Source organism: Leuconostoc sp. JNUCC 76, from assembly GCF_053667755.1.
The window spans coordinates 1687357-1707879 of record NZ_CM132206.1 but is presented as its reverse complement, the minus strand read 5'-3'; the positions used below and the strand labels follow the sequence as shown (position 1 = coordinate 1707879).

20 protein-coding genes and 1 tRNA gene are annotated in these 20523 nt (G+C 37.5%); 19 read left to right on the top strand and 2 right to left on the bottom strand.

Translation table 11 applies throughout. The features are described 5' to 3' along the window. Position 1: 1 nt before the first annotated feature. The 13 genes from JNUCC76_RS08540 (at position 2) to JNUCC76_RS08480 (ending at position 11200) form a co-directional block, all read left to right on the top strand. Entirely contained in the window at positions 2–139 is a 138-nt protein-coding gene (locus tag JNUCC76_RS08540; protein ID WP_169301693.1) for a hypothetical protein, read from the top strand. Further along, positions 124–2889, top strand: a complete 2766-nt coding sequence (locus JNUCC76_RS08535; protein WP_454154046.1) for a hypothetical protein — start codon at positions 124–126, stop codon at positions 2887–2889. The genes JNUCC76_RS08540 and JNUCC76_RS08535 overlap by 16 nt, the downstream gene beginning before the upstream one ends. Continuing rightward, a complete protein-coding gene (locus tag JNUCC76_RS08530; RefSeq protein WP_454154044.1) occupies positions 2889–3113 on the top strand; it encodes a hypothetical protein in 225 nt (74 codons plus the stop codon). The genes JNUCC76_RS08535 and JNUCC76_RS08530 overlap by 1 nt, the downstream gene beginning before the upstream one ends. 1 nt (position 3114) lies before the next feature. After that, positions 3115–3549, top strand: coding sequence for a hypothetical protein (locus JNUCC76_RS08525; RefSeq protein WP_248574605.1), 435 nt, complete (start codon positions 3115–3117; stop codon positions 3547–3549). Between the two features lie 34 nt (positions 3550–3583). Then, complete coding sequence (locus JNUCC76_RS08520; RefSeq protein WP_454154042.1) at positions 3584–4432, top strand: lytic exoenzyme target recognition domain-containing protein; 849 nt, start codon at positions 3584–3586, stop codon at positions 4430–4432. 53 nt (positions 4433–4485) lie between these two features. Next, positions 4486–4557 (top strand) — tRNA-Asn (locus JNUCC76_RS08515). A 106-nt stretch (positions 4558–4663) separates the two neighbouring features. Then, positions 4664–5050 (top strand): DUF805 domain-containing protein, encoded by a 387-nt coding sequence (locus JNUCC76_RS08510; protein ID WP_248574772.1) that lies wholly within the window; start codon positions 4664–4666, stop codon positions 5048–5050. A gap of 170 nt (positions 5051–5220) precedes the next feature. Then, a complete protein-coding gene (locus tag JNUCC76_RS08505) occupies positions 5221–5481 on the top strand; it encodes a hypothetical protein (RefSeq protein ID WP_248574603.1) in 261 nt (86 codons plus the stop codon). A gap of 600 nt (positions 5482–6081) precedes the next feature. Continuing rightward, complete coding sequence (locus JNUCC76_RS08500; protein WP_248574602.1) at positions 6082–6225, top strand: hypothetical protein; 144 nt, start codon at positions 6082–6084, stop codon at positions 6223–6225. Positions 6226–6681: 456 nt separating this feature from the next. Next, positions 6682–7683: a DNA polymerase III subunit delta gene (holA, locus tag JNUCC76_RS08495; protein WP_454154040.1), complete on the top strand. Its 1002-nt coding sequence runs from the start codon at positions 6682–6684 to the stop codon at positions 7681–7683. 47 nt (positions 7684–7730) lie between these two features. Then, complete coding sequence (gene dinB, locus JNUCC76_RS08490; protein ID WP_454154038.1) at positions 7731–8816, top strand: DNA polymerase IV; 1086 nt, start codon at positions 7731–7733, stop codon at positions 8814–8816. A 39-nt stretch (positions 8817–8855) separates the two neighbouring features. After that, positions 8856–9836 (top strand): DHH family phosphoesterase, encoded by a 981-nt coding sequence (locus tag JNUCC76_RS08485; protein WP_454154036.1) that lies wholly within the window; start codon positions 8856–8858, stop codon positions 9834–9836. Then, positions 9836–11200 carry a DEAD/DEAH box helicase gene (locus tag JNUCC76_RS08480; RefSeq protein WP_454154034.1) on the top strand — a complete coding sequence of 455 codons (1365 nt, stop codon included), beginning with the start codon at positions 9836–9838 and terminating at the stop codon, positions 11198–11200. The genes JNUCC76_RS08485 and JNUCC76_RS08480 overlap by 1 nt, the downstream gene beginning before the upstream one ends. Before the next feature lie 55 nt (positions 11201–11255). On the opposite strand, the gene rpsT is transcribed toward JNUCC76_RS08480, so the two are convergent. Both rpsT and rpsO read right to left on the bottom strand, forming a co-directional pair. Next, on the bottom strand, positions 11256–11507 hold the full coding sequence (gene rpsT, locus JNUCC76_RS08475; RefSeq protein WP_002815336.1) for a 30S ribosomal protein S20: 252 nt from the start codon (positions 11505–11507) through the stop codon (positions 11256–11258). 49 nt (positions 11508–11556) lie between these two features. Continuing rightward, positions 11557–11826, bottom strand: coding sequence for a 30S ribosomal protein S15 (rpsO, locus tag JNUCC76_RS08470; protein WP_011680241.1), 270 nt, complete (start codon positions 11824–11826; stop codon positions 11557–11559). A 218-nt stretch (positions 11827–12044) separates the two neighbouring features. On the opposite strand from rpsO, the gene gatC reads away from it, so the two are divergent. From gatC to mutS, 6 genes are all read left to right on the top strand, one after another. Further along, a complete protein-coding gene (gene gatC, locus JNUCC76_RS08465) occupies positions 12045–12353 on the top strand; it encodes an Asp-tRNA(Asn)/Glu-tRNA(Gln) amidotransferase subunit GatC (protein ID WP_025268372.1) in 309 nt (102 codons plus the stop codon). Between the two features lies 1 nt (position 12354). Further along, entirely contained in the window at positions 12355–13821 is a 1467-nt protein-coding gene (gene gatA, locus JNUCC76_RS08460; RefSeq protein ID WP_454154031.1) for an Asp-tRNA(Asn)/Glu-tRNA(Gln) amidotransferase subunit GatA, read from the top strand. Between the two features lie 15 nt (positions 13822–13836). After that, entirely contained in the window at positions 13837–15276 is a 1440-nt protein-coding gene (gene gatB, locus JNUCC76_RS08455; protein ID WP_454154029.1) for an Asp-tRNA(Asn)/Glu-tRNA(Gln) amidotransferase subunit GatB, read from the top strand. Between the two features lie 76 nt (positions 15277–15352). Next, positions 15353–16339, top strand: coding sequence for a diacylglycerol kinase family lipid kinase (locus tag JNUCC76_RS08450; RefSeq protein WP_454154028.1), 987 nt, complete (start codon positions 15353–15355; stop codon positions 16337–16339). A gap of 80 nt (positions 16340–16419) precedes the next feature. Then, entirely contained in the window at positions 16420–17817 is a 1398-nt protein-coding gene (gene rlmD, locus JNUCC76_RS08445) for a 23S rRNA (uracil(1939)-C(5))-methyltransferase RlmD (RefSeq protein ID WP_454154026.1), read from the top strand. Positions 17818–17954: 137 nt separating this feature from the next. Next, positions 17955–20519 (top strand): DNA mismatch repair protein MutS, encoded by a 2565-nt coding sequence (gene mutS, locus JNUCC76_RS08440; protein ID WP_454154024.1) that lies wholly within the window; start codon positions 17955–17957, stop codon positions 20517–20519. Positions 20520–20523 lie beyond the last annotated feature (4 nt).

The window sequence follows — 20523 nt, the reverse complement described above, 5'->3', positions numbered from 1 at the left end:
TATGGTCGAATTTGATAAATTAATTACCGTACAAGAGATTGTTGGTGAGCCTGGTCCAGCTGGAAAAGATGGAACATTCAAAGTTTTGGATAAAGCACCAGATAATCCAAAGGTTGGCGATATATGGATGACAAGATAATAAACACAGTAAATGATGACGACTTGACAAGTCATGTCAGGCTAATCAAGCAGTGGATAGATCAGTATGATACCTTTTTAACACGTTATACAGGTGATGTTGATGGTAAGCACATTATGATTAATAAAACAGGCTTAACTTCTAACAGCTTTCACTATGAGACAGGAAGAGGTGGATATTTTTCTACTAATTCTGGTACTTCAGAAGGTCAAGAGCTAACTCTTAGAGGAAGTTTACTAGCATATCAAGCCACTGGGAAACGTACGTGGTTGGATAGAGCTAACAAATTAACTGAAGCGTTGCTGTCAATTTTGTATCAAAATAGACCGATACCTAATGAACCTGATGTTACTTGGGTACCACATTGGTTATTTAATGCTAAAAGTGATTTTAGATCGCAAGAATATTTTACTGACTTAAAAGTTAGTTTTGTTAATGGTAAAGCAACAATAACTAAAGAAAATATTTTTAAAGTCTTTTCTGTTCGGTCTAATAATGCCAACTTGGTTTGGGATTCACCATTTTCTGCCATTGATGGTACTAGTTACACTATAGACCAAGTGGAATATCCAGATGAGAATACTGCAGTAGTAGAATTATCAGAAAAGATATCTGCTGAATTGTTGGTAGTATTTGGCACTAATACGGGACCAATGATTTATAAGGATGAAGTATATGATGCTTATCCAATTTGGCGTAAGCTTGAAGAAAATGAAACGGTATGTGCTATAGACTCACTGGCGTGGGTGCTAGACTGTTTTAAGTTACTCTTAGAAATAACCGGACAAGCTAAGTGGCAAAAAGCTATAGACTCTACATCTGAATCTATTCGTGCAGCGTTTCATATTGATAACTCAATTGTTTATATTAAGCCACCAAAGTTGTTTGGTAATATTTTCGAAAATGGCATGTATCATTACACTAGTCGTGAGAATGCTGAAATTTATACACAAAATAAACGAATTGGTTTTATTGATGTTCATTATCCAGAAATCACATCTTTTGGTGATGGACAAATTGGCAAAGGTTCGGTTAATGCTTTGTTTGGCGCTAATAATTGGATAGAAGCAAAAATTGGTAGTAAAAATAATATGGTAGTTAACCTGTTCCTAGATGAGGACAATGTTTATGATGCAGATAAAAGGTGGACTGCACCACTTCATTTAGACGGCAGTGGCAAAATGCAAACTTTTAAATTATTTAAAGAAGATTTTTTCAAGACTTCTAATATTTTTTGGGGCCCAAACTATAAAAATGCTAATGGTACACTGATTAATGATAGTCGTTCCCAAGTAAATGCTGAAGTAATTATAGAAAATAACAACGTTGTTCAGCATGTTAATTTTCAAAAAGCAGATTCAGGTTGGGCCCAATTTTTATTTGGCATGTGGCCACTACCAACTTTTCCATTTGGTTTTAAATATCGAACCAATGATGATATTGATTTTGTTATTAGAGATGCTAATGATACACCTTGGCGCTGTAGGTTACCTAAGACAGATAAATATAAATTAATTAATCTAACTGCAAGTATGTTTGTGTCGGACAATGGCTTATCTAATTTCCCTGATGGTTCGTTTAGTAGTTTATTGGTTGATACAATTAGCAGTAATTCAGATATCTATGTTGATTATATTGGAACGCTTGATACGCTACCTGAGAATACAAAATATTCAACAGTAACGCTTTCTTACTCAGGATTGAACGAAGCAGATATGTTTATCGAGTCAGTTGTTCCGATGCCTTCAAAGCCGTTAAAATATGTACCATATGTGGCACCATTTGATTATCATCTATCTGATGGTAATGTGAACACATGGCGAGGGCCTGCCTATTCTGGTTACCAAACTCCCTATATATGGCAAGAATTGGCACCTTTTGTTGACGAATTTGGAAACAACAATGACCATGCACTAGCTGTCAATTTACAATTTATGAAAGATTCCCAGGAAGCCTATTATAAACGTAATAATATTTACGGTGGCTTTGCGCCATCATATTTTTGGGATAGATGGGATAGTATTCAATATCAATCAGCAGATTCATGGGGCTGGCTGCCGGCACCCGATCCAAATGTTGACTGGGGCGGTTTTCAATATAGAGCAGTTGATTCGGTGGCAAGGGTTTGCCGTAATAATTCTGAGAATAGTATGGCCAAACAAATTTGTATAGATTTTTTTAAGATGATTGATTTGTATTGGACAGAAGACTTTAATATGCCAACTGTATTTGGTGATTCTGAAGCACCTAAAAACACTTATGATGATACACATATGGCAGCATTACTTTTGCGAGCATTAGTAAACATTTATCTTACTGATTATGTTGAAGATGATCGTAAACTATTATTGAAGTTAATTAACAAAGTATTGAACTATCTCGATATATTTCATGTATCAATATCGTCAGAACCATTTTCTCGATACAACATTGAAGGTACGTTTAGTACAGAACTTGATAATGGCCAATGGTATGGATTTTGGGGTGGTGAAATATTAGATGCTTTAGCTGAAATTGTCATTAACACAAGAACGCATGCCACCTTATATTTAGGTGGTGCATTAGGAAATAACGAACAAGAACAAAAATTAGTTTTATACAATCAGAAATTACTAACAGAAGGGTTGGCAACATTGGATGATGAAGAATTACGGGTTTTTAGAAACGTAGATGTTCAATCAGACAATAAATCAGCAATTCAATATATGAATCATGATGGTGTTAAATCACTAGAGAAAGAGGAATACTAATGGAAATTAAGCAATCGGTTACAATGACAGCAACATCAGCTACAGACTCAGGGGAAGTAATAGCATACTTTAATGCTAGTATTTCTAATGCAAACTCAAACATTAGCATGAATATTCAAAATCAAACTTTGTATGATGCCAATAAAAAAATTGTACGTAATGACAAAGCAAAATTTGATGAAGCTGTTTATGCCGTTGAAGATAAACAAGTGTTAGGATCATAAGATGACGGAAATTTCAAAATTTTTATACGCTAATCTAAACGGGGCAACCGAAACGGTTGTCCTTTTTATGTTGGTGTCGTATGACACTATTTTGGGTGTCAAGTGGCGTAAAGCTAAGGGCGTCCCAATCACAAGTGAAGCAGGGTTGAAAGGGCTCAAGAGTAATTTGCCGTTGACTTTATTTCCCATTGGTTTTTGGTCGATTTCCGTGATTTTTTCTGTGTTACCCACCCATATTGGCAATCGCATCTTTGTGTTTGATACGCCAATCTTTGATGGGTTAGCCTTTGCTAGCTTTATCTTTATTGGGCAACATGTGCTTCGGTCACTCATTGTCAATGCGAGACTGTCAGGTTATGACTTACCGCAATGGCTGATTAAGTGGGCGGAAGATGAATATCACGTTAAGATACAAAAAATTGAAGATGAAGCATGAACCAGATGCAAAAGTAAGGATAAGGATAATTAAAATGGCGATAGACATTAATAAGGTAACTGGTTGGTTTGATGCTAAAAAGGGATACATTACGTATTCAATGACTGGATCACGAAATGGGTCAGATAGCACTGCAGACTGTTCAGGTTCGATTACACAAGCGATTTATGAAGCGGGAGGTAAAGCGTATGCTTATTTGTACTCGACTGTAACCTTGCCAGCCTATCTACAAGTAAACGGATTTCAGCGTATCTCAGTTAATGAGGACTGGGAGTCGAAACGTGGGGATATCATACTTGAAAGTTGGGGCAACGACATGTCTTTCAGTGGTGGTTCGGGCGGTCACGTTGGAGTGATGAAAAGTGATACTGTTTTCATCTCATGTGATTATTGGACAGGTGGGCAGTATGGTACAGCGATTTCTGAGCATAATTGGAATGACTATTATTCATACAATCCCGCATCATACATTGAAGTGTGGCGTTATGTTGGTGGTGAAGCAGTCACAGTACCAAGTGTTCCGATACAGCCAAACAACAGCAATATAGATCAAATTTTAAACAAGGGCGAGTATTTCAAAGCGCGTGTTGCCTACCGAGTTGATGAATTTGAATACGTTCATGGAGTGGAGCAGGTTATTAACTATGAACTAGCTGGTGGTAAAGACTTTAATTGGTATTGGAATGGTATCGGTATTGCTTCTATTGATAAAGTTGATAAGAACGGTAACATTACTTCTGATCAAAAGATTGATGTAGGTGATTACTTCCGTTTTCATTCGGATAGAATTAAGGTAGAGGATGCAAGCTATAACGGTGTGGCATTAGGAACAAGATACGGTTTGGTTTGGGTCAGTGCTGCTACATTAACCGAAGTTAAATAAACGTTTGACAATTAACAATTTTGATAGTATCATATTGTTGTTAATTGTTACATTGCTCCATAGTTCAGTGGTAGAATAACGCACTGTTAATGCGCAGGTCCTTGGTTCGAATCCAAGTGGAGCAGTAAAGTAAAAAACACTCAATCAGATTATTCTGATTGGGTGTTTTATTTGCATGTCTTGTGTTTATGTGTCAGAATATTATGTATGTAAAATATTGAGGGGATAATAATTATGACAGCATATAAAGAATTTTGGACAAAAATGTTTACGTGGAATGCAACCGCGACTAGGGCACAGTATTGGATTCCAACCATCATTAATTATTTAGTTGGTGGTATTTTAATGAATATTGTTGAAAAACTACAAGGCCATTCTATCGAGGATATCTACAATTTTGGAGACTTGACAACTAATACCGCCGCTAAATTAATTGCTTTATTAGTTTGGATTGCGACTTTAACTATTAAAGCACGTCGTTTGCATGATACTGATAGAAGCGCAGGATGGATTTTTATTCAGATTATACCTTTGATTGGTACAATCTGGTTCTTCATACTTATGGTCCTTCCCACAAGTTCTGAATCACGCTGGGTTGAGAATCAGTCAAAAAAATGAAACAATAAAATTACCATTATTTACAATAATTTTTTTATTTTTGGTATAGCATTAGGTTTTACAAAAAATGAAATTAATTAACTATAAATTGCCTGACAGAATTATCTTGAGGGCGATTTTTTATTTGCAAAAGCAAACGTATGTTCGTATAATGTCATAGAGGTGACATTATGAACTATGACGATAAATTAATTGAAGAAATCAAAAAGCGATTTACTAAAAATAAAAACACCCTATATTGGGTGCGCATCGCATATCAGAGATATTCCAAGCAGTTAAATGTGTTCTTCGAATATGCCAAAATAGGTATGGCCACACATTCAGAACAAATAGGCAGATATGCTGAATCAGAAAAAGATCGCATGCCTGAATTAGCGAGGCGTTTCAAGAAAGAGACAAACGTCAACGTGGAACTCGGTGATTTCGAATAAATAGCTATTATTACACACTTTTATAGCTAGTGTTTAAAACGCGATGGATTGTTACATATTTAACAATCTATCATGTATAATGAAATTATAGTCCGATAAGCATTCCTTTTTTACAGAATGACTTACTCCCTTAAGTGCTTTTGACTATCAGTTATGGAACTTGTCGGGCTTTTTTGTTTTCAAAGTTGAGAGTGTTGCTTATATTCATTCTATTATGTACAATGAATATGTAGTTAAATTGGAAAAAGTAATTACACGGCCTAGTAGGATTCCGAGAAATGATGTTACACCTGCTAGGTTTTTTATTTTTTTAAATATGAAAAAAACAAAATAATTTTTCTTTTTGGAATACTATATACTAAATATTAGTCCAACAGGCAACTACTACTCTTTATTATCTAGGCTGAACCCCAATTTAGCTGAATGTACTCTTCACGCCCGTCTGTTGGGCTTTTTACTTGCATAAACTAATATAAGCATAGTAGAATGAACTATACCCAGCAGGCATTCAAACTCCATGATAATATCCTCCAAGATTGTTATCGATTTATTACGAATCCTGCTAGGTTTTTATTTACAAAGAAAAGCGAAGGACTAGTAATGACTAACAACAAAAAATTAGCCGAAACAAAACAAACGGTAAAAAGGGTAGCAAAAGCTACTAAAGATAATACTAAAAAGGTTGTTAAAAATTCTGTCCATGATTTGAAACATGGTGCCTCTGGTATTGAACCTAAAAAATAGCACAAAATAGACGAAAGTGTCTGTTTTTTAATTTGCAGTTACTATTAATTGTATAGTACAATTTGGTCATACCTAGCAAGGCTAAATTATTTTTTGCAAACATCTTTACCCCCAATTTAGAATTATTTGTTTAAGTATGCCTTGTTAGGGTTTTTATTTGACATAATTATCCCGAAACTATATATTTTATCAATATTAGTTGTGCTATATTAGCACATAAGGGGAAATGAATTTTAAAATAGTTCATTAAATGAAACTTGTTAACAAGCCGGCTAGAAATCAATCTAGTCGGCTTTTGTTTATGTACACCTTGCTATCAATGTTATACTTGATTAGTAAAATATAAAGTCGGGGAAAAGTTGGGAACAACCCCCGTAAATGCCTTCATATCAACTACAGGTATGATGTGTTATGAATATTCAGGATTAAACGGACATTTTAAGGTAAAAATACCCAATGAACCTAAAACAACTACAACAGCAAATTGAAAATAATGCCATGGCAAACTTTTATGTCGTGACAGGGGAAGAAGAGACATTACTCAGTCATGTAAAATCAATGTTTAAGGAACTAGTTGACCAAGAAGATCGTGATATGAATTATTCCCAGATTGATTTAACCGAACAGACATTGGATGTAGTGATTAATGATGCTATGTCCGTTCCTTTTTTCGGTAATCGTCGTGTTATTGTGGTCAAAAATCCACAATTTTTGACTGCTACAGGAAAAGTTGGGGATCGTGATCAAGAATTATTATTAAGATTATTTGAGCAGCCAGTATTGCAAAATATTGTTGTTTTTTTTGCTAATGATTTAAAATTAGATAAGCGAAAAAAAGTAGTAAAGATCCTTCTGAAAACGGCTGAAAATATTTCTTTACCAGCTCTTAATGAGCGCCAGGCGCAACAGGCTATCGTCCAGCAACTAAATCAGCGCTCGTATGCCATAGAACCAGAGGCACTTCATGAATTAATGCAGCGTACTAATGCCCAGTACACAGACATGAGAAATGAATTGCCTAAGCTAATAACCTATGCGGAACAGACAAAAAAAATAACACTAGATGTAGTATCGGCATTAGTTCCCAAGACGCTGACAGCTAATGCGTTTGATTTGGTAGACGCAGTTATTAAACGACGACCTCAAGAAGCACTAACCCTTTATTATGACCTTTTACAGAGTGGCGAAGCCCCTTTGCGATTAAATGCTGTTTTAACTAATCAATTTAGATTACTTTTGCAGGTAGCAGGATTATCTGGAAATGACCAAGACATTGGAGCGCAACTCAAGGTGCACCCTTATCGAGTAAAATTAGCCAAAGAAGCATTAAGGTCTTATCCGCCACAGTTTGTACGAACAGGGTATTTAGGTATGATTGATATCGAAAAGCAATTAAAATCCACAGCTCAAGATCCTGAACTTTTATTTGAGCGGTTTATTTTTAAAAATTTTCAGTGATAATTTTTATTGAATAAGAACACTTGTTCCTGTGATAAAATTATAGTATGCCAGAATTTCTTATCACAGCAGACAATAGAAGAATTATTCACGTTGATCTAGATGCTTTTTATGCCCAAATTGAAATGCGTGATCATCCCGAATTGCGTAATCTGCCGTTGATCATTTCGCGTAACCCTACTGAATCAAACGGACGTGGTGTTGTTGCGACTGCTAATTACGCTGCCAGAAAGTTAGGAGTGCACTCAGCAATGAGTGCTGCTGAGGCCAAAAGATTAGCGCCTGATGCATTTTTCATGCGACCTGATTTTCAGAAATATAAGATGATATCTCAGCAAATTCATCATATTTTTCATCAGTATACTGATAAAATTGAACCCATTGCATTTGATGAGGCATACTTAGATCTAACAGATAGCGTACTTACGGGAGCGACATTAGCGGCAAAAATTCGTCACCAAATTCTAAAAGAAACGCAGTTGACCAGCTCAATTGGTGTTTCGTACAATAAATTGTTGGCGAAGTTAGCATCAGAATTCAATAAGCCAAATGGCGTTACTGTAATAACAAAAGATAATGCATTAGATTTTTTGGCAAGATTACCAATTTCCTCTTTTCGAGGAGTTGGAAAAAAAACACAAGAAAAATTTGCAGTTCTGGGTGTTGAGAATGGTGACCAATTGCGCATGATACCTCAAGAAACATTACGAGCTCAATTTGGAAAAATGGGTGAACATTTATTTTGGCAGGCTAGAGGGGTTCATTTTGGCGAAGTTCAATGGCATCGTCAAAGACAATCCGTAGGGAAAGAAGAAACCTTTGATCAATTTTTACAAACAAGAGATGAAGTTAATCTAGAATTCAAAAAATTGGCTGTGGAAATTGTTAAAATCATGAAAAATAAAAAGTTAGTAGGACGTACGCTAAATATAAAAATTCGTGATAGTGAATTTAATACTATCACACGTTCTGTAACTCAAAGTGTGCCTTTCAAATTAGAAGCCGGAAATATAGTATCCGTAGCGCAGACAATATTTGATGAAAATATGAATACCGATTTTTCTATTCGTTTATTGGGAATATCACTCAGCAACTTACAGTCTAGCGGATTTGAGGAAATGACGCTGTTTTAATGTTACAATAATAGAAAATAATAATTAGAAAGTATAAACATGTCAGTAATCGAAGAACAAATATTAGAACAGATCAAGCGTTACGAAACAATAATTATTCATCGACATCAACGACCTGACCCAGACGCTTTTGGTTCACAGTTGGGTTTGAAAGAGATATTAAAAGCAAGCTTTCCAGAAAAAAAGATATATGCTGTGGGCAAAGAAGTTCAAGGATTAGCATGGATGAATGAAGATGATAATTTCATGGATGTTATATCCGACGCTACTTACAACAAAGCTCTTGTCATTGTAACTGATACAGCCAATGCGCCGCGTGTAGATGACCAACGTTGGCCAGATGGTTTAGAAGTTATTAAAATAGATCATCATCCAAATGATGAACCATATGGGGATTGGCAGTGGGTGAAAGATGGTCACTCCGCCACAAGCACAATGATTTTTGAGTTTTATGAAAAACTTAAAGATCAAGGCTTGGTGATGACAAAAAAAGCGGCGCGTCTATTATATATTGGTATTATTGGAGACACGGGTCGATTTATGTATAGTATCGATTCAGAAACGTTCCGTGTGGTGTCAGAACTGTTCAAGTATGATTTTGACTATCAAGAAATTCATCATGCGATGGCTACCATTTCGGAAAACGCAGCAAAATTGTCAGGCTATGTTTTGCAAAATTTAAGCATATTGCCATCGGGATTTGCTTATGTTATTTTAACCAAAGAATTGTTAAAGCAATTTGACTTGAAAGACGCCGGAACAGCTTTTGTTGTACCATTGCCATCAAAGATAGATTGTGTGAAATCATGGGCTATTTTTGAAGAACAAGACGAAGGAAACTATCGTGTCAGACTGCGCTCACGAACAATTGCAATTAATAAGATTGCAAACCAATTTGAGGGTGGCGGTCATCCAATGGCTTCAGGAGCTTGGGCGCAAGATCAAGGTGATATAGATCGCTTAATCAATATAGTTGATAGTGCTCTTAGCGAGAAGCAAGACGCAGAAAAGGAAGATTGATGGCTGAAAAAGCAAACCAATTTGGACAATTTAATTTAAAAAAGGAAGTTATTGACGCATTAAGTGCTATTGGTTTTTATGAACCAACTGCTGTGCAAGCAAAACTAATTCCTGATGTTTTACAAGGACGAGATGTGGTCGGCCAATCGCAAACTGGTTCTGGAAAGACGCACACATTTTTGATTCCAATCTTGAATCAATTAGAGCAAGGTAACAAATACGTACAGGCAGTAATTACGACACCGTCACGTGAATTGGCAGCGCAAATTACCAAGGCAATGAAAGAATTTTCTAATCAGCTAAATACTGACATTTCCATTTCTGAGTTTGTAGGTGGAACAGACAAACAACGACAAATTAAACAATTAGAAAATCACCAACCACAAATTGTCATTGGGACACCGGGTCGAATTAAAGACTTAGTAGAGTCTGGATCATTGAAGTTACATGCAGTTCATACACTTGTTGTAGATGAAGCTGATATGACGTTAGATATGGGATTTTTAAATGAAGTCGATTATATTGCAGGTGCAATGCCTGAGGGACTTCAGACATTGGTGTTCAGTGCGACAATGCCAGAAAAGTTGAAGCCATTCTTGAAAAAATACTTAGATAACCCACATTTTGAAGCCATACCAGTGTCAACGGTCATTGCCGATACAATTGACAATTGGTTATTAGCTACTAAGTCAAAAGATAAGAATGACATTATTTATCAAGTATTAACTATTGGTAATCCATACTTAGCATTGGTTTTCGCTAATACCAAAGAGCGTGCGAAGGAAATTTCTAGTTTTTTGCGTGGACATGGTTTGAAAGTAGCCGAAATACATGGCGATATTGAACCACGTGAACGTCGACGTGTGATGAAAGCGATCCAAAACTTAGAATACCAATATGTCGTGGCAACAGACCTTGCTGCACGTGGTATTGATATTGAAGGTGTTTCGCATGTCATTAATGATGATATACCTGCCGAATTAGAATTCTTTGTTCATCGTGTGGGTCGGACGGGTCGTAATGGTTTGTCTGGATTAGCGATTACGTTGTATGGCCCAGATGAAGAAAATGAAGTTGCTGAATTAGAAGCTTTGGGTATCACCTTTAAGGCCAAGCAAATTAAGGGCAATGAAATTATTGATGTTAAGGACCGAAGGGCTCGTGTTCAGCGTGTAGCCACAACCAAAAAATTAGATTCAACTATGGTTGGTATGGTTAAGAAGAAAAAGAAAAATGTTAAACCAGGATACAAACGTCGAATTAAGAATGCAATTCAACGCAAGAATCAAATGGATCGTCGGATATCTCAACGACAAGAAATGAGAGCAACACGCAAAGCAAATAAGCAACGTGGAGAGCATTAAAAAAAGGACTTGGAAATTTTTCCAAGTCCTTTTAGTATTCAAGGAAGTAGGTTAATTACTTAACGTACTTAGCTAAACGTGACTTTTCACGTGAAGCTTTGTTCTTCTTAATCAAACCTTTTGAGTAGGCGTGATCAATAGCTGAAGAAGCAGCCTTGTATAATTCTGCTAAGTTGTCTGTACCAGCAGCTGCAGCTTTTTCAAACTTTTTTACAGCTGTACGGTAAGCGCTGAGTTGTGGTTCGTTACGGTCGTGTTGCTTCTTAGTAAGACGAACACGTTGAATTGCTGATTCAATAACAGGCATATGTCTTTTCTCCTTAAATTTGATACGAGGTTTTCAAGTAATCCTAAGATTAACGACGCAAACCTAAGCGTTGGATCAATTCACGATAACGTTGAATATCAGTATTGCGGAGGTAACGTAACAAGTTACGACGGCTACCAATCTTCTTCATTAATCCACGTTGTGAGTGGAAATCATGCTTGTGAGCTGCCATGTGTGTGTTCAACTCGTTAATATCAGCAGTTAAAACTGCGATTTGTACTTCAGCTGAACCTGTATCGCCTTCGTGGCGGGCGTATGCCTTGATGATTTCGTTCTTACGTTCTTGTGTAAGTGCCATATTTATATCCACCTTTCTAAAATGTCGCCAGAGACTGCGTAAAGCGATGGTGAGCCGCTCAACAAAGTTACTGGTCGTGTTGTTTGTACAACGTTCTTAATTATACAGGAATACCGTTGAAATGCAAGGCGAGAGATTGACAAATATGTGATAAAATGGACTAGTATATAAACACTGAAAGGAAGTGTGCTACAGAAATGTATGCACCCGCGGAATTTATGGCCGAAACAACAATCACACGTGACGAAGTTGCCCATGTTGCAGGGTTAGCCAAATTAGCTTTTAACGATGCTGATCTTGACCAATTTACAACACAATTGGGTGATATATTGAATATTTTTGATACGTTGAGCGAGGTAAATACTGATGATGTTATCCCAACATACTCAGTAACGGAAAATGTTAATCATTTGCGTGAAGATGTCGCAAATAATTGGAATCAAAAACAAGAACTTCTTAATAATGCACCACTTGAAGCTGCAGATTTAATTAAGGTTCCTGCAATTTTGAATGGTGAGGGGGAATAACATGACGATTAATTATTTTGAGCATGATTTAACTTCTTTGCACAATCAGTTGGTAAACAAAGAAGTAAGTGCTGTAGATTTGACACGTGCATCGCTTGATAACATTTCTAAAACTGATGATAAATTAAATGCATTTATTAGCACAAACCCAGACGAAGCTATAGCACAAGCTCAAAAAATTGATGAAAAATCTGATTTTTCGAATGTCTTGACGGGTCTCCCTTTGGGATTGAAAGATAATATGGCCACCAAGGGCATTCAAACAACGGGTGCTTCGCATATTTTGGAAGGTTTTAAGCCAATTTATAATGCGACAGTGGTAGAAAAACTGCAAAACCTAGGTGCAGTTTCTGTTGGAAAGACTAACATGGATGAATTTGCCATGGGTGGTTCAACAGAAACCTCATACTATAAACAAACATCAAATGCGTGGGATCATAGTAAGGTACCAGGCGGATCATCAGGTGGATCAGCTGCAGCAGTTGCCGCTGGACAAGTGCCATTTGCATTAGGGTCTGATACTGGTGGTTCAATTCGCCAGCCAGCTGCCTTCAATGGAATTGTTGGCTTAAAGCCTACTTATGGTCGTGTTTCACGTTGGGGTTTGTTTGCTATGGCTTCTTCACTTGATCAAATCGGGCCTTTCACAAGAACTGTGAAGGATAATGCAACAGTATTAAATGCTATTGCTGGTTTTGACGAGAAAGACTCAACTTCATCGCAGCGTGAAGTGCCTGATTTCACTGCAAAGTTAAGTGGCGATGTTAAGGGCTTAAAGATTGCTGTGCCAAAAGAATACTTTGGTGAAGGTATTGATCCAAAAGTTGCCAAGCAAGTCAAGGCTGCTATTGCACAATTAGAAGCATTAGGAGCAACTGTTGATGAAGTAAGTCTTCCACACACTAAATACGGTGTGGCTGCATACTACATTATCATGTCCTCAGAAGCATCATCTAACTTACAACGTTATGATGGTGTGAGATATGGTTTCCGTGCCGATGACGTTAAAAACTTGGAAGATTTATATGTCAAAACACGTTCAGAAGGTTTTGGCGACGAAGTCAAGCGTCGTATCATGTTAGGAACTTTCTCATTATCAGCTGGTGCGTATGATGCTTTCTTTAAGAAGGCCGCTAAAATTCGTACATTGTTGATTGAGGACTTTAATAAGGTTTTTGAAAACTATGATGTAATTGTTGGACCTACTGCACCAACAGCTGCATATGGTCTTGGTGAAGAGGTTGATGACCCTACAGCAATGTACCTGGCAGATGTTTTGACTATCCCAGTAAACTTAGCTGGTTTACCTGGTTTGTCAGTCAATGCTGGGTTTGTTGATGGGTTGCCTGTGGGATTGCAAATTATTGGTAAGCCATTTGATGAACAGACTGTTTATCAAGCAGGATATGCTTACGAACAAGCCAGTCGCTTGTTTGAACAACATCCTGACATTGCGAAAGAATATTAAAAAGGAGGGACACACATGGGAACTGGAAATTTTGAAACGACGATTGGACTTGAAGTCCACGTTGAAATGCAAACAAACTCAAAGCTGTTGTCACCTTCACCGGTTAATTATGGTGACAAACCAAATACTAATACAAACGTAATTGACTTTGGTTATCCTGGTGTTTTGCCGGTAGCAAACAAAGGCGCATTGGAATATGGTATGCGTGTTGCGCTGGCATTACACGCACAAATTTCGCCATTGATTCGTTGGGACCGCAAAAACTATTTTTATCCTGATAACCCAAAGGCTTATCAAACAACGCAATCACAAACACCAATCGGTACTAACGGTTACTTAGATGTCACATTAGCCGATGGTACGGTAAAGCGTGTCCATATTGCAGAAATGCACGTTGAAGAAGATGCGGGTAAAAATACACACGGATCTGATGGTTATTCTTATGTTGATTTAAACCGGCAAGGAACACCATTAATTGAGATTGTTTCAGAACCCGATATTGCTTCACCAGATGAAGCTTATGCTTACTTAGAGCAGTTACGCCAAGTTATTTTATTTACAGGTGTTTCTGAAGCTAAGATGCAAGAAGGTCAAATGCGTGCAGATGTCAACGTGTCGCTCAGACCATTTGGATCGGATCAGTATGGAACGAAAGTTGAAATGAAGAATATCAACTCATTCAACTACGTTCGTAATGCCTTGATTTTTGAAGAAAAGCGACAGGCAGAGGTTTTACGTTCTGGTGGTGTGATTCAACAAGAAACTCGACGCTATGATGAACCAACTAAATCAACAATCTTAATGCGTGTAAAGGAGGGAGCAGACGATTATCGCTACTTCCCAGAACCTGATTTGTCTCCGGTGGCCATTGATCAAAAATGGATTGATGAAGTTGCTGCAGACTTACCAAAATCAGCGAGTGAACGTCAAGAAGCCTATGTAAACGAACTGGGAATTGAGCCTTATGATGCAGAAGTTTTAACACAGACGCTTGCTATGTCTGATTTTTATGATGCTACTGTATCTTCAGGAGCTGATCCAAAACGTGCTGCTAACTATCTAATTGGTGATGTGAATGCTTATATGAATAAGAATCAAGTCGAGTTGCAAGACACGCGTTTGACTCCTGAGCATTTAGCAGGCATGATTAAGTTGATTGAAGACGGAACAATCTCAACAAAGCAGGCAAAGCAAGTCTTTGAAGCGATTATGGTTGGTGAAGAGCCAGAAGCTTTCGCTAAGAAGCATGGTCTGGTTCAATTAAGTGATCCGGATTTGTTATTAGGCTGGATTACTGAAGTATTGGACAATAATCCGCAATCTATTGAAGACTTCAAGGGCGGTAAAGACCGCGCCACTGGCTATCTTATTGGGCAACTTATGAAAATGTCTAAAGGACAAGCAAATCCAAGTGTGTTGAATAAGTTATTGTTGTCAGAATTAAAAAAACGATAAACTTTGAAAATGTAAACTAATCAATAAGCGAGATTTTTCTCGCGTACATAAGCTGAAAGGAAAAGTGTTTGCCGGCATGAAACGAGCAAGAATTATATATAATCCAACTTCGGGTCGAGAGGCTATCAAACGCGAGATGCTTGATATTCTCGCAGTTTATGAAAAAGCTGGGTATGAAACTTCGGCTTTTGCCACTACACCAGAACCACTGAGTGCGTCGAAAGAAGCAAGACGTGCTGCTGAGGCTGGTTTTGATCTTATTGTCGCAGCAGGTGGTGATGGAACAATTAACGAGGTTGTTAATGGATTATCCCCCTTAACGAAGCGTCCGATGATGGCAGTCATACCAGCTGGTACAACCAATGATTATGCACGTGCATTAAAATTACCTCGCGATGAACCATTAGAGGCAGCAAAAGTAATTTTGCAAAATGAAACCATTAAAATGGACATAGGCAAAATTGAAAAAAATAACGAAATTAAATATTTTATGAATATTGCCGCGCTAGGAACTATTAGTGAGGTGACGTATGCGGTGCCTTCGTTGATGAAATCATTATATGGCTATTTGGCTTATTTGGTTAAAGGGGCAGAGCTGATTACTCGAGTTAAAGCAGTTAATGCCAAGGTTACATTTGATGATGGTGAATATTCAGGGAAAACTTCGATGATTTTTTTGGCGTTGACTAATTCTGTTGGTGGCTTTGAGTCCATCGTCCCAGATGCAAAGTTGGATGATGGTCGTTTTACGCTCTTAATCATTAAAGAAGCTAACTTGGCGCAGATGCTACAGATGGTGGCGCAGCTGATTAATGGCGGTAAGCATATTGATAATCCTAAGTTAATTTATAAGAAAACCAACAAAGTAGAGATCTTGCCACTAGATAATGATCAAATGAAAGTGAATTTAGATGGCGAATATGGTGGTGATGCGCCAATGAAATTTACTGATTTACAACAACATATTGAATTTGTGGCCAATCGTTCTGGCATGTCAGAAAATTCTATAAGTGTTGCTAAACGTAAGTTTGTTGAAGAAGTCGAAAAACTAGATACAAAGTAACATCAGTAAGGCGCTAATTATGGCGCCTTATTCTCATTTTAAAGTGCGTGTCAAAAGGCGCAAGAAAGAAGCAAATAATTATGGCGAAAGCTAATCGAGTATATAAAACGAAAGCACCAGTAGTTAAAAATCAGGAAATTGAAGCAACCGTTATTGATATTACATATCAAGGCATGGGTGTTGTTAAGATTGATAATTTTCCGATATTTGTAGTTGATGCTATTCCGGGAGAAATTGTCCGCGTGAGTGTCACAAAAGTACTAAAAAGCTACGCATTTGGGCGTGTAACAAGACGTATTCAGGAATCCGAAAATCGTGTTCAAAATGCCAACAAAATAGCAATTACCACAGGCATTGCACCGCTGGCTAATTTGAAATATGAGGCACAACTGGCGTTTAAACAGCATCAAATTGAAGAATTATTTAAAAAGGTTAATGTAGATGTTGATGTGGCGCCGACTATTGGTATGGAAAATCCAACAGGGTACCGTAATAAGGCACAAGTACCTGTGCAAATGATAAATGGTAACTTAGAAACAGGTTTTTATCGTCGTGGGTCACATCGCTTGGTACCAATTGAAGATTTTTATATCCAAGATCCAAAGGTTGATGAAGCAGTTCGTATTACGCGAGATATTTTACGTGAATTGGGTGTTTCCGCTTATGAAGAAGAAACTAAAAAAGGCGTTATTCGTCATATTATGGTACGACGGGGCTATTATTCACATGAATTGATGGTTGTCATCATCACGAATACTAAAAAGCTGCCTAATAGCGACTTAATTGCCGAAAAACTCAGTGCAAAACTACCTGAATTAAAGAGTGTTGTCCACAATATCAATAATCACGATACCAATGTGATTATGGGACAATGGAATGAAACGATTTGGGGTGAAGATGATATTCACGATCAATTAATGGGTAAAGACTTTGTTATTGGGCCAAACTCTTTCTATCAGGTCAATCCTCAAACCACTTCGACCTTGTATGCGCTCGCAGCTGAGAAGGCTAATTTAAAACCGACTGATGTTGTTGTTGACGCTTATTCTGGTATCGGAACAATTACGTTATCTGTTGCGGATAAAGTGAAAAAAATATACGGTGTTGATGTTGTTGAAGGGGCAATTGAAGATGCTGAAAAAAACGCCAAAAATAATCAAATTACAAATGCCGAATTTGTACTGGCTGACGCACCAGAGCAAATGGCAAAATGGGCGGATGAAGGATTAAAGCCGAACGTTGTCTTTGTTGATCCACCACGCAAAGGATTGACACAAGAATTGATTGATGCAGTTAAAGCAATGAATCCTGAAACATTTGTATATATAAGTTGTAATCCAGCAACACTTGCGCGTGATGCTGTTCAAATTTTGGCTGCAGGATTTGAAATCGAAGGTGCAGTTCAGCCACTTGATCAATTCCCACAAACAACTCACGTTGAAAGCATTACAGTCTTCAAAAAAGCTGAAAATCAATAATTCAGATTCAAACAATATGCGGTACGCATCACTATGAGATTGTTCTTTCATAGCAGATGTGCGCTGCATTTTTCAGTGTGTCACAGAAATGTTTATTTGATATGTTAAAATGTAGTGTATAGAAAGAGGTATTCAACATGGCTAAAGTTGCTGAAACACCAATGATGGTGCAATATCATGAGATTAAAAGTCAATATCCTGACGCACTCGTGTTTTATCGTTTGGGTGATTTTTATGAGTTATTTGAAGATGATGCAGTGCTTGGCGCAAAATTGTTGGAGCTAACATTAACAGCACGTAATAAAAATTCTGAAAACCCGGTACCAATGGCTGGCATTCCACACCATGCTGCTCAGAATTATATTGATATTTTAGTTGATCAAGGACACAAAGTTGCTATTGTGGAGCAAATGGAAGATCCTGCCACTGCAAAGGGAATGGTGAAGCGAGATGTGGTGCAACTCATTACCCCGGGAACAAAGCTTAATAGTGGTATGGGCAATGATAAGCAAAATAATTATTTGGCTGCGGTGTTACCACGCGATAATCGTTATTTTTTGAGTTATATTGATTTATCAACGGGTGAATTAAAAACCACAACACTAAAGCGCTTTAGCGATGTAATTGATGAGCTCAGTTCACTTGAAGTTAAAGAAATTGTGTTATTAAAAGATGATGAAACAACAAAACTAGGGATAGCTAATAAGCTTGCTGAACGGGGATTGGTAATTTCTACTCAATCTGAGGTAAATGTTAATGCTACAGTTAGTTTTTTGACACAGCCTTTGGTACATGAAAATGAAGCACAAGTAACCACTATTTTATTAAACTATATATTTGACACTCAGCGTCGTAATTTGGATCATATTATTCCGGCTCAAAATTATGAACGATTGGCTTATTTGAAATTCAACCAAGATACAAGGACTAATTTGGATCTTGTAAAAAACGCAAGAACAAAAAAGAAAGCAGGTTCCTTACTCGGTCTAATTGATGAAACTAAAACCGCTATGGGAGGTCGGTTACTAAAACAATGGTTGCTGCGTCCACTTCGGGATACAGAAGACATCAATGAACGTTTAGATATGATTGAAGCATTTCAAAATGAATTTTTTGTACGTGGCGCGCTACAAGATCATTTGAAATCAGTATATGATTTGGAACGTTTAGCAGCTCGTGCTGCTATGGGGACGATGAACGCCCGAGAATTAGTACAATTAAAGCGGTCATTATCTGCAATTCCAGGTATGAAGTCTGTTCTGTCCTCAAGTCAGGGAATTTTAAATCATGCTAGTCAACGACTAGAAGATATGAGTGATTTAGCTGGATTGATTGATGAAGCCATTGTTGATGACCCTCCGATTAGCATCCGTGAGGGCGATATCATCAATGATGGATTCGATTCAAAAATCGATGAATATCGTAACGTTTTGAGTCAAAATCAGCAATGGCTGGCACAATTAGAATCTGATGAGCGTACCGCAACTGGCATTAATTCATTGAAAGTTAAGTACAATAAAAACTTTGGATTTTTCATTGAAGTGTCTCGTGCAAATGTTAGTAAGTTAGAAGAAGGGCGCTATGAACGTAAGCAGACCCTGACTAATGCTGAAAGGTTTGTTACACCTGAACTGAAGGAGCACGAGCGTTTAATTAACGAAGCGCAACTCAAAAGAACTGAGCGTGAATATGAGTTATTCATTACGATTCGTGAGCGTGTTAAAGCAAATATTTCTCGCTTACAAAAGTTGGCACGACAGGTTGCGCAATTAGACGTTCTAGCGAGCTTAGCAGATGTTGCTGACAATCATCGCTTTGTTCGTCCTACATTTATTGACAATAATATAATTAATATTAAGCAGGGGCGCCATCCAGTGGTTGAAGCAATATTAGAAGCCGGTGAGTTTGTTGCTAATGATGTGAATTTGGATCAAAATACAGCAATGCAATTGATCACGGGTCCTAATATGGCTGGAAAATCAACCTATATGCGGGAGTTAGCCTTGATTGTTATTTTGGGTCAAATGGGTAGTTTTGTTCCGGCCGAAAGTGCCGTATTACCAATATTTGATCAAATATTTACCCGTATTGGCGCCAATGATGATATGGCAATGGGGCAATCAACATTTATGGTCGAAATGGCGGAAGCCAACTTAGCATTGCAAGAAGCCAGTGCGCACTCATTAATATTATTTGATGAATTAGGTCGAGGCACGGCAACCTATGATGGTATGGCATTAGCTCAAGCCATCATTGAATATTTAGATGCTCATGTACATGCTAAAACATTATTTTCAACCCATTATCATGAGTTAACGGTATTGGCAGATAAACATGAAAATATCAAAAATGTTCATGTGGGCGCTGTTGAAGATGAGTCGGGTGAGTTACACTTCTTACATCAAATTCAACAAGGACCAGCTGATAAATCTTATGGCATTCACGTTGCTGCACTAGCCGGATTGCCTGACGAATTAATTGCAAATGCAACAACGATTTTATCAGGATTAGAAAATCAAGAAGCATTAGTACCTGAACCAAAAGCTTCAGGGTTGTCTGAGCAGGTGGCATTGTTCAATGTTTCGGATGTTGATCCTAAAACAGAAACATTATTTCAAAAATTAGATAGCATTAACATATCAACAATGACACCGCTAGAAGCATTAAATGTATTGGCAGAATTACAAAAATTAAGGAAGTAAGACA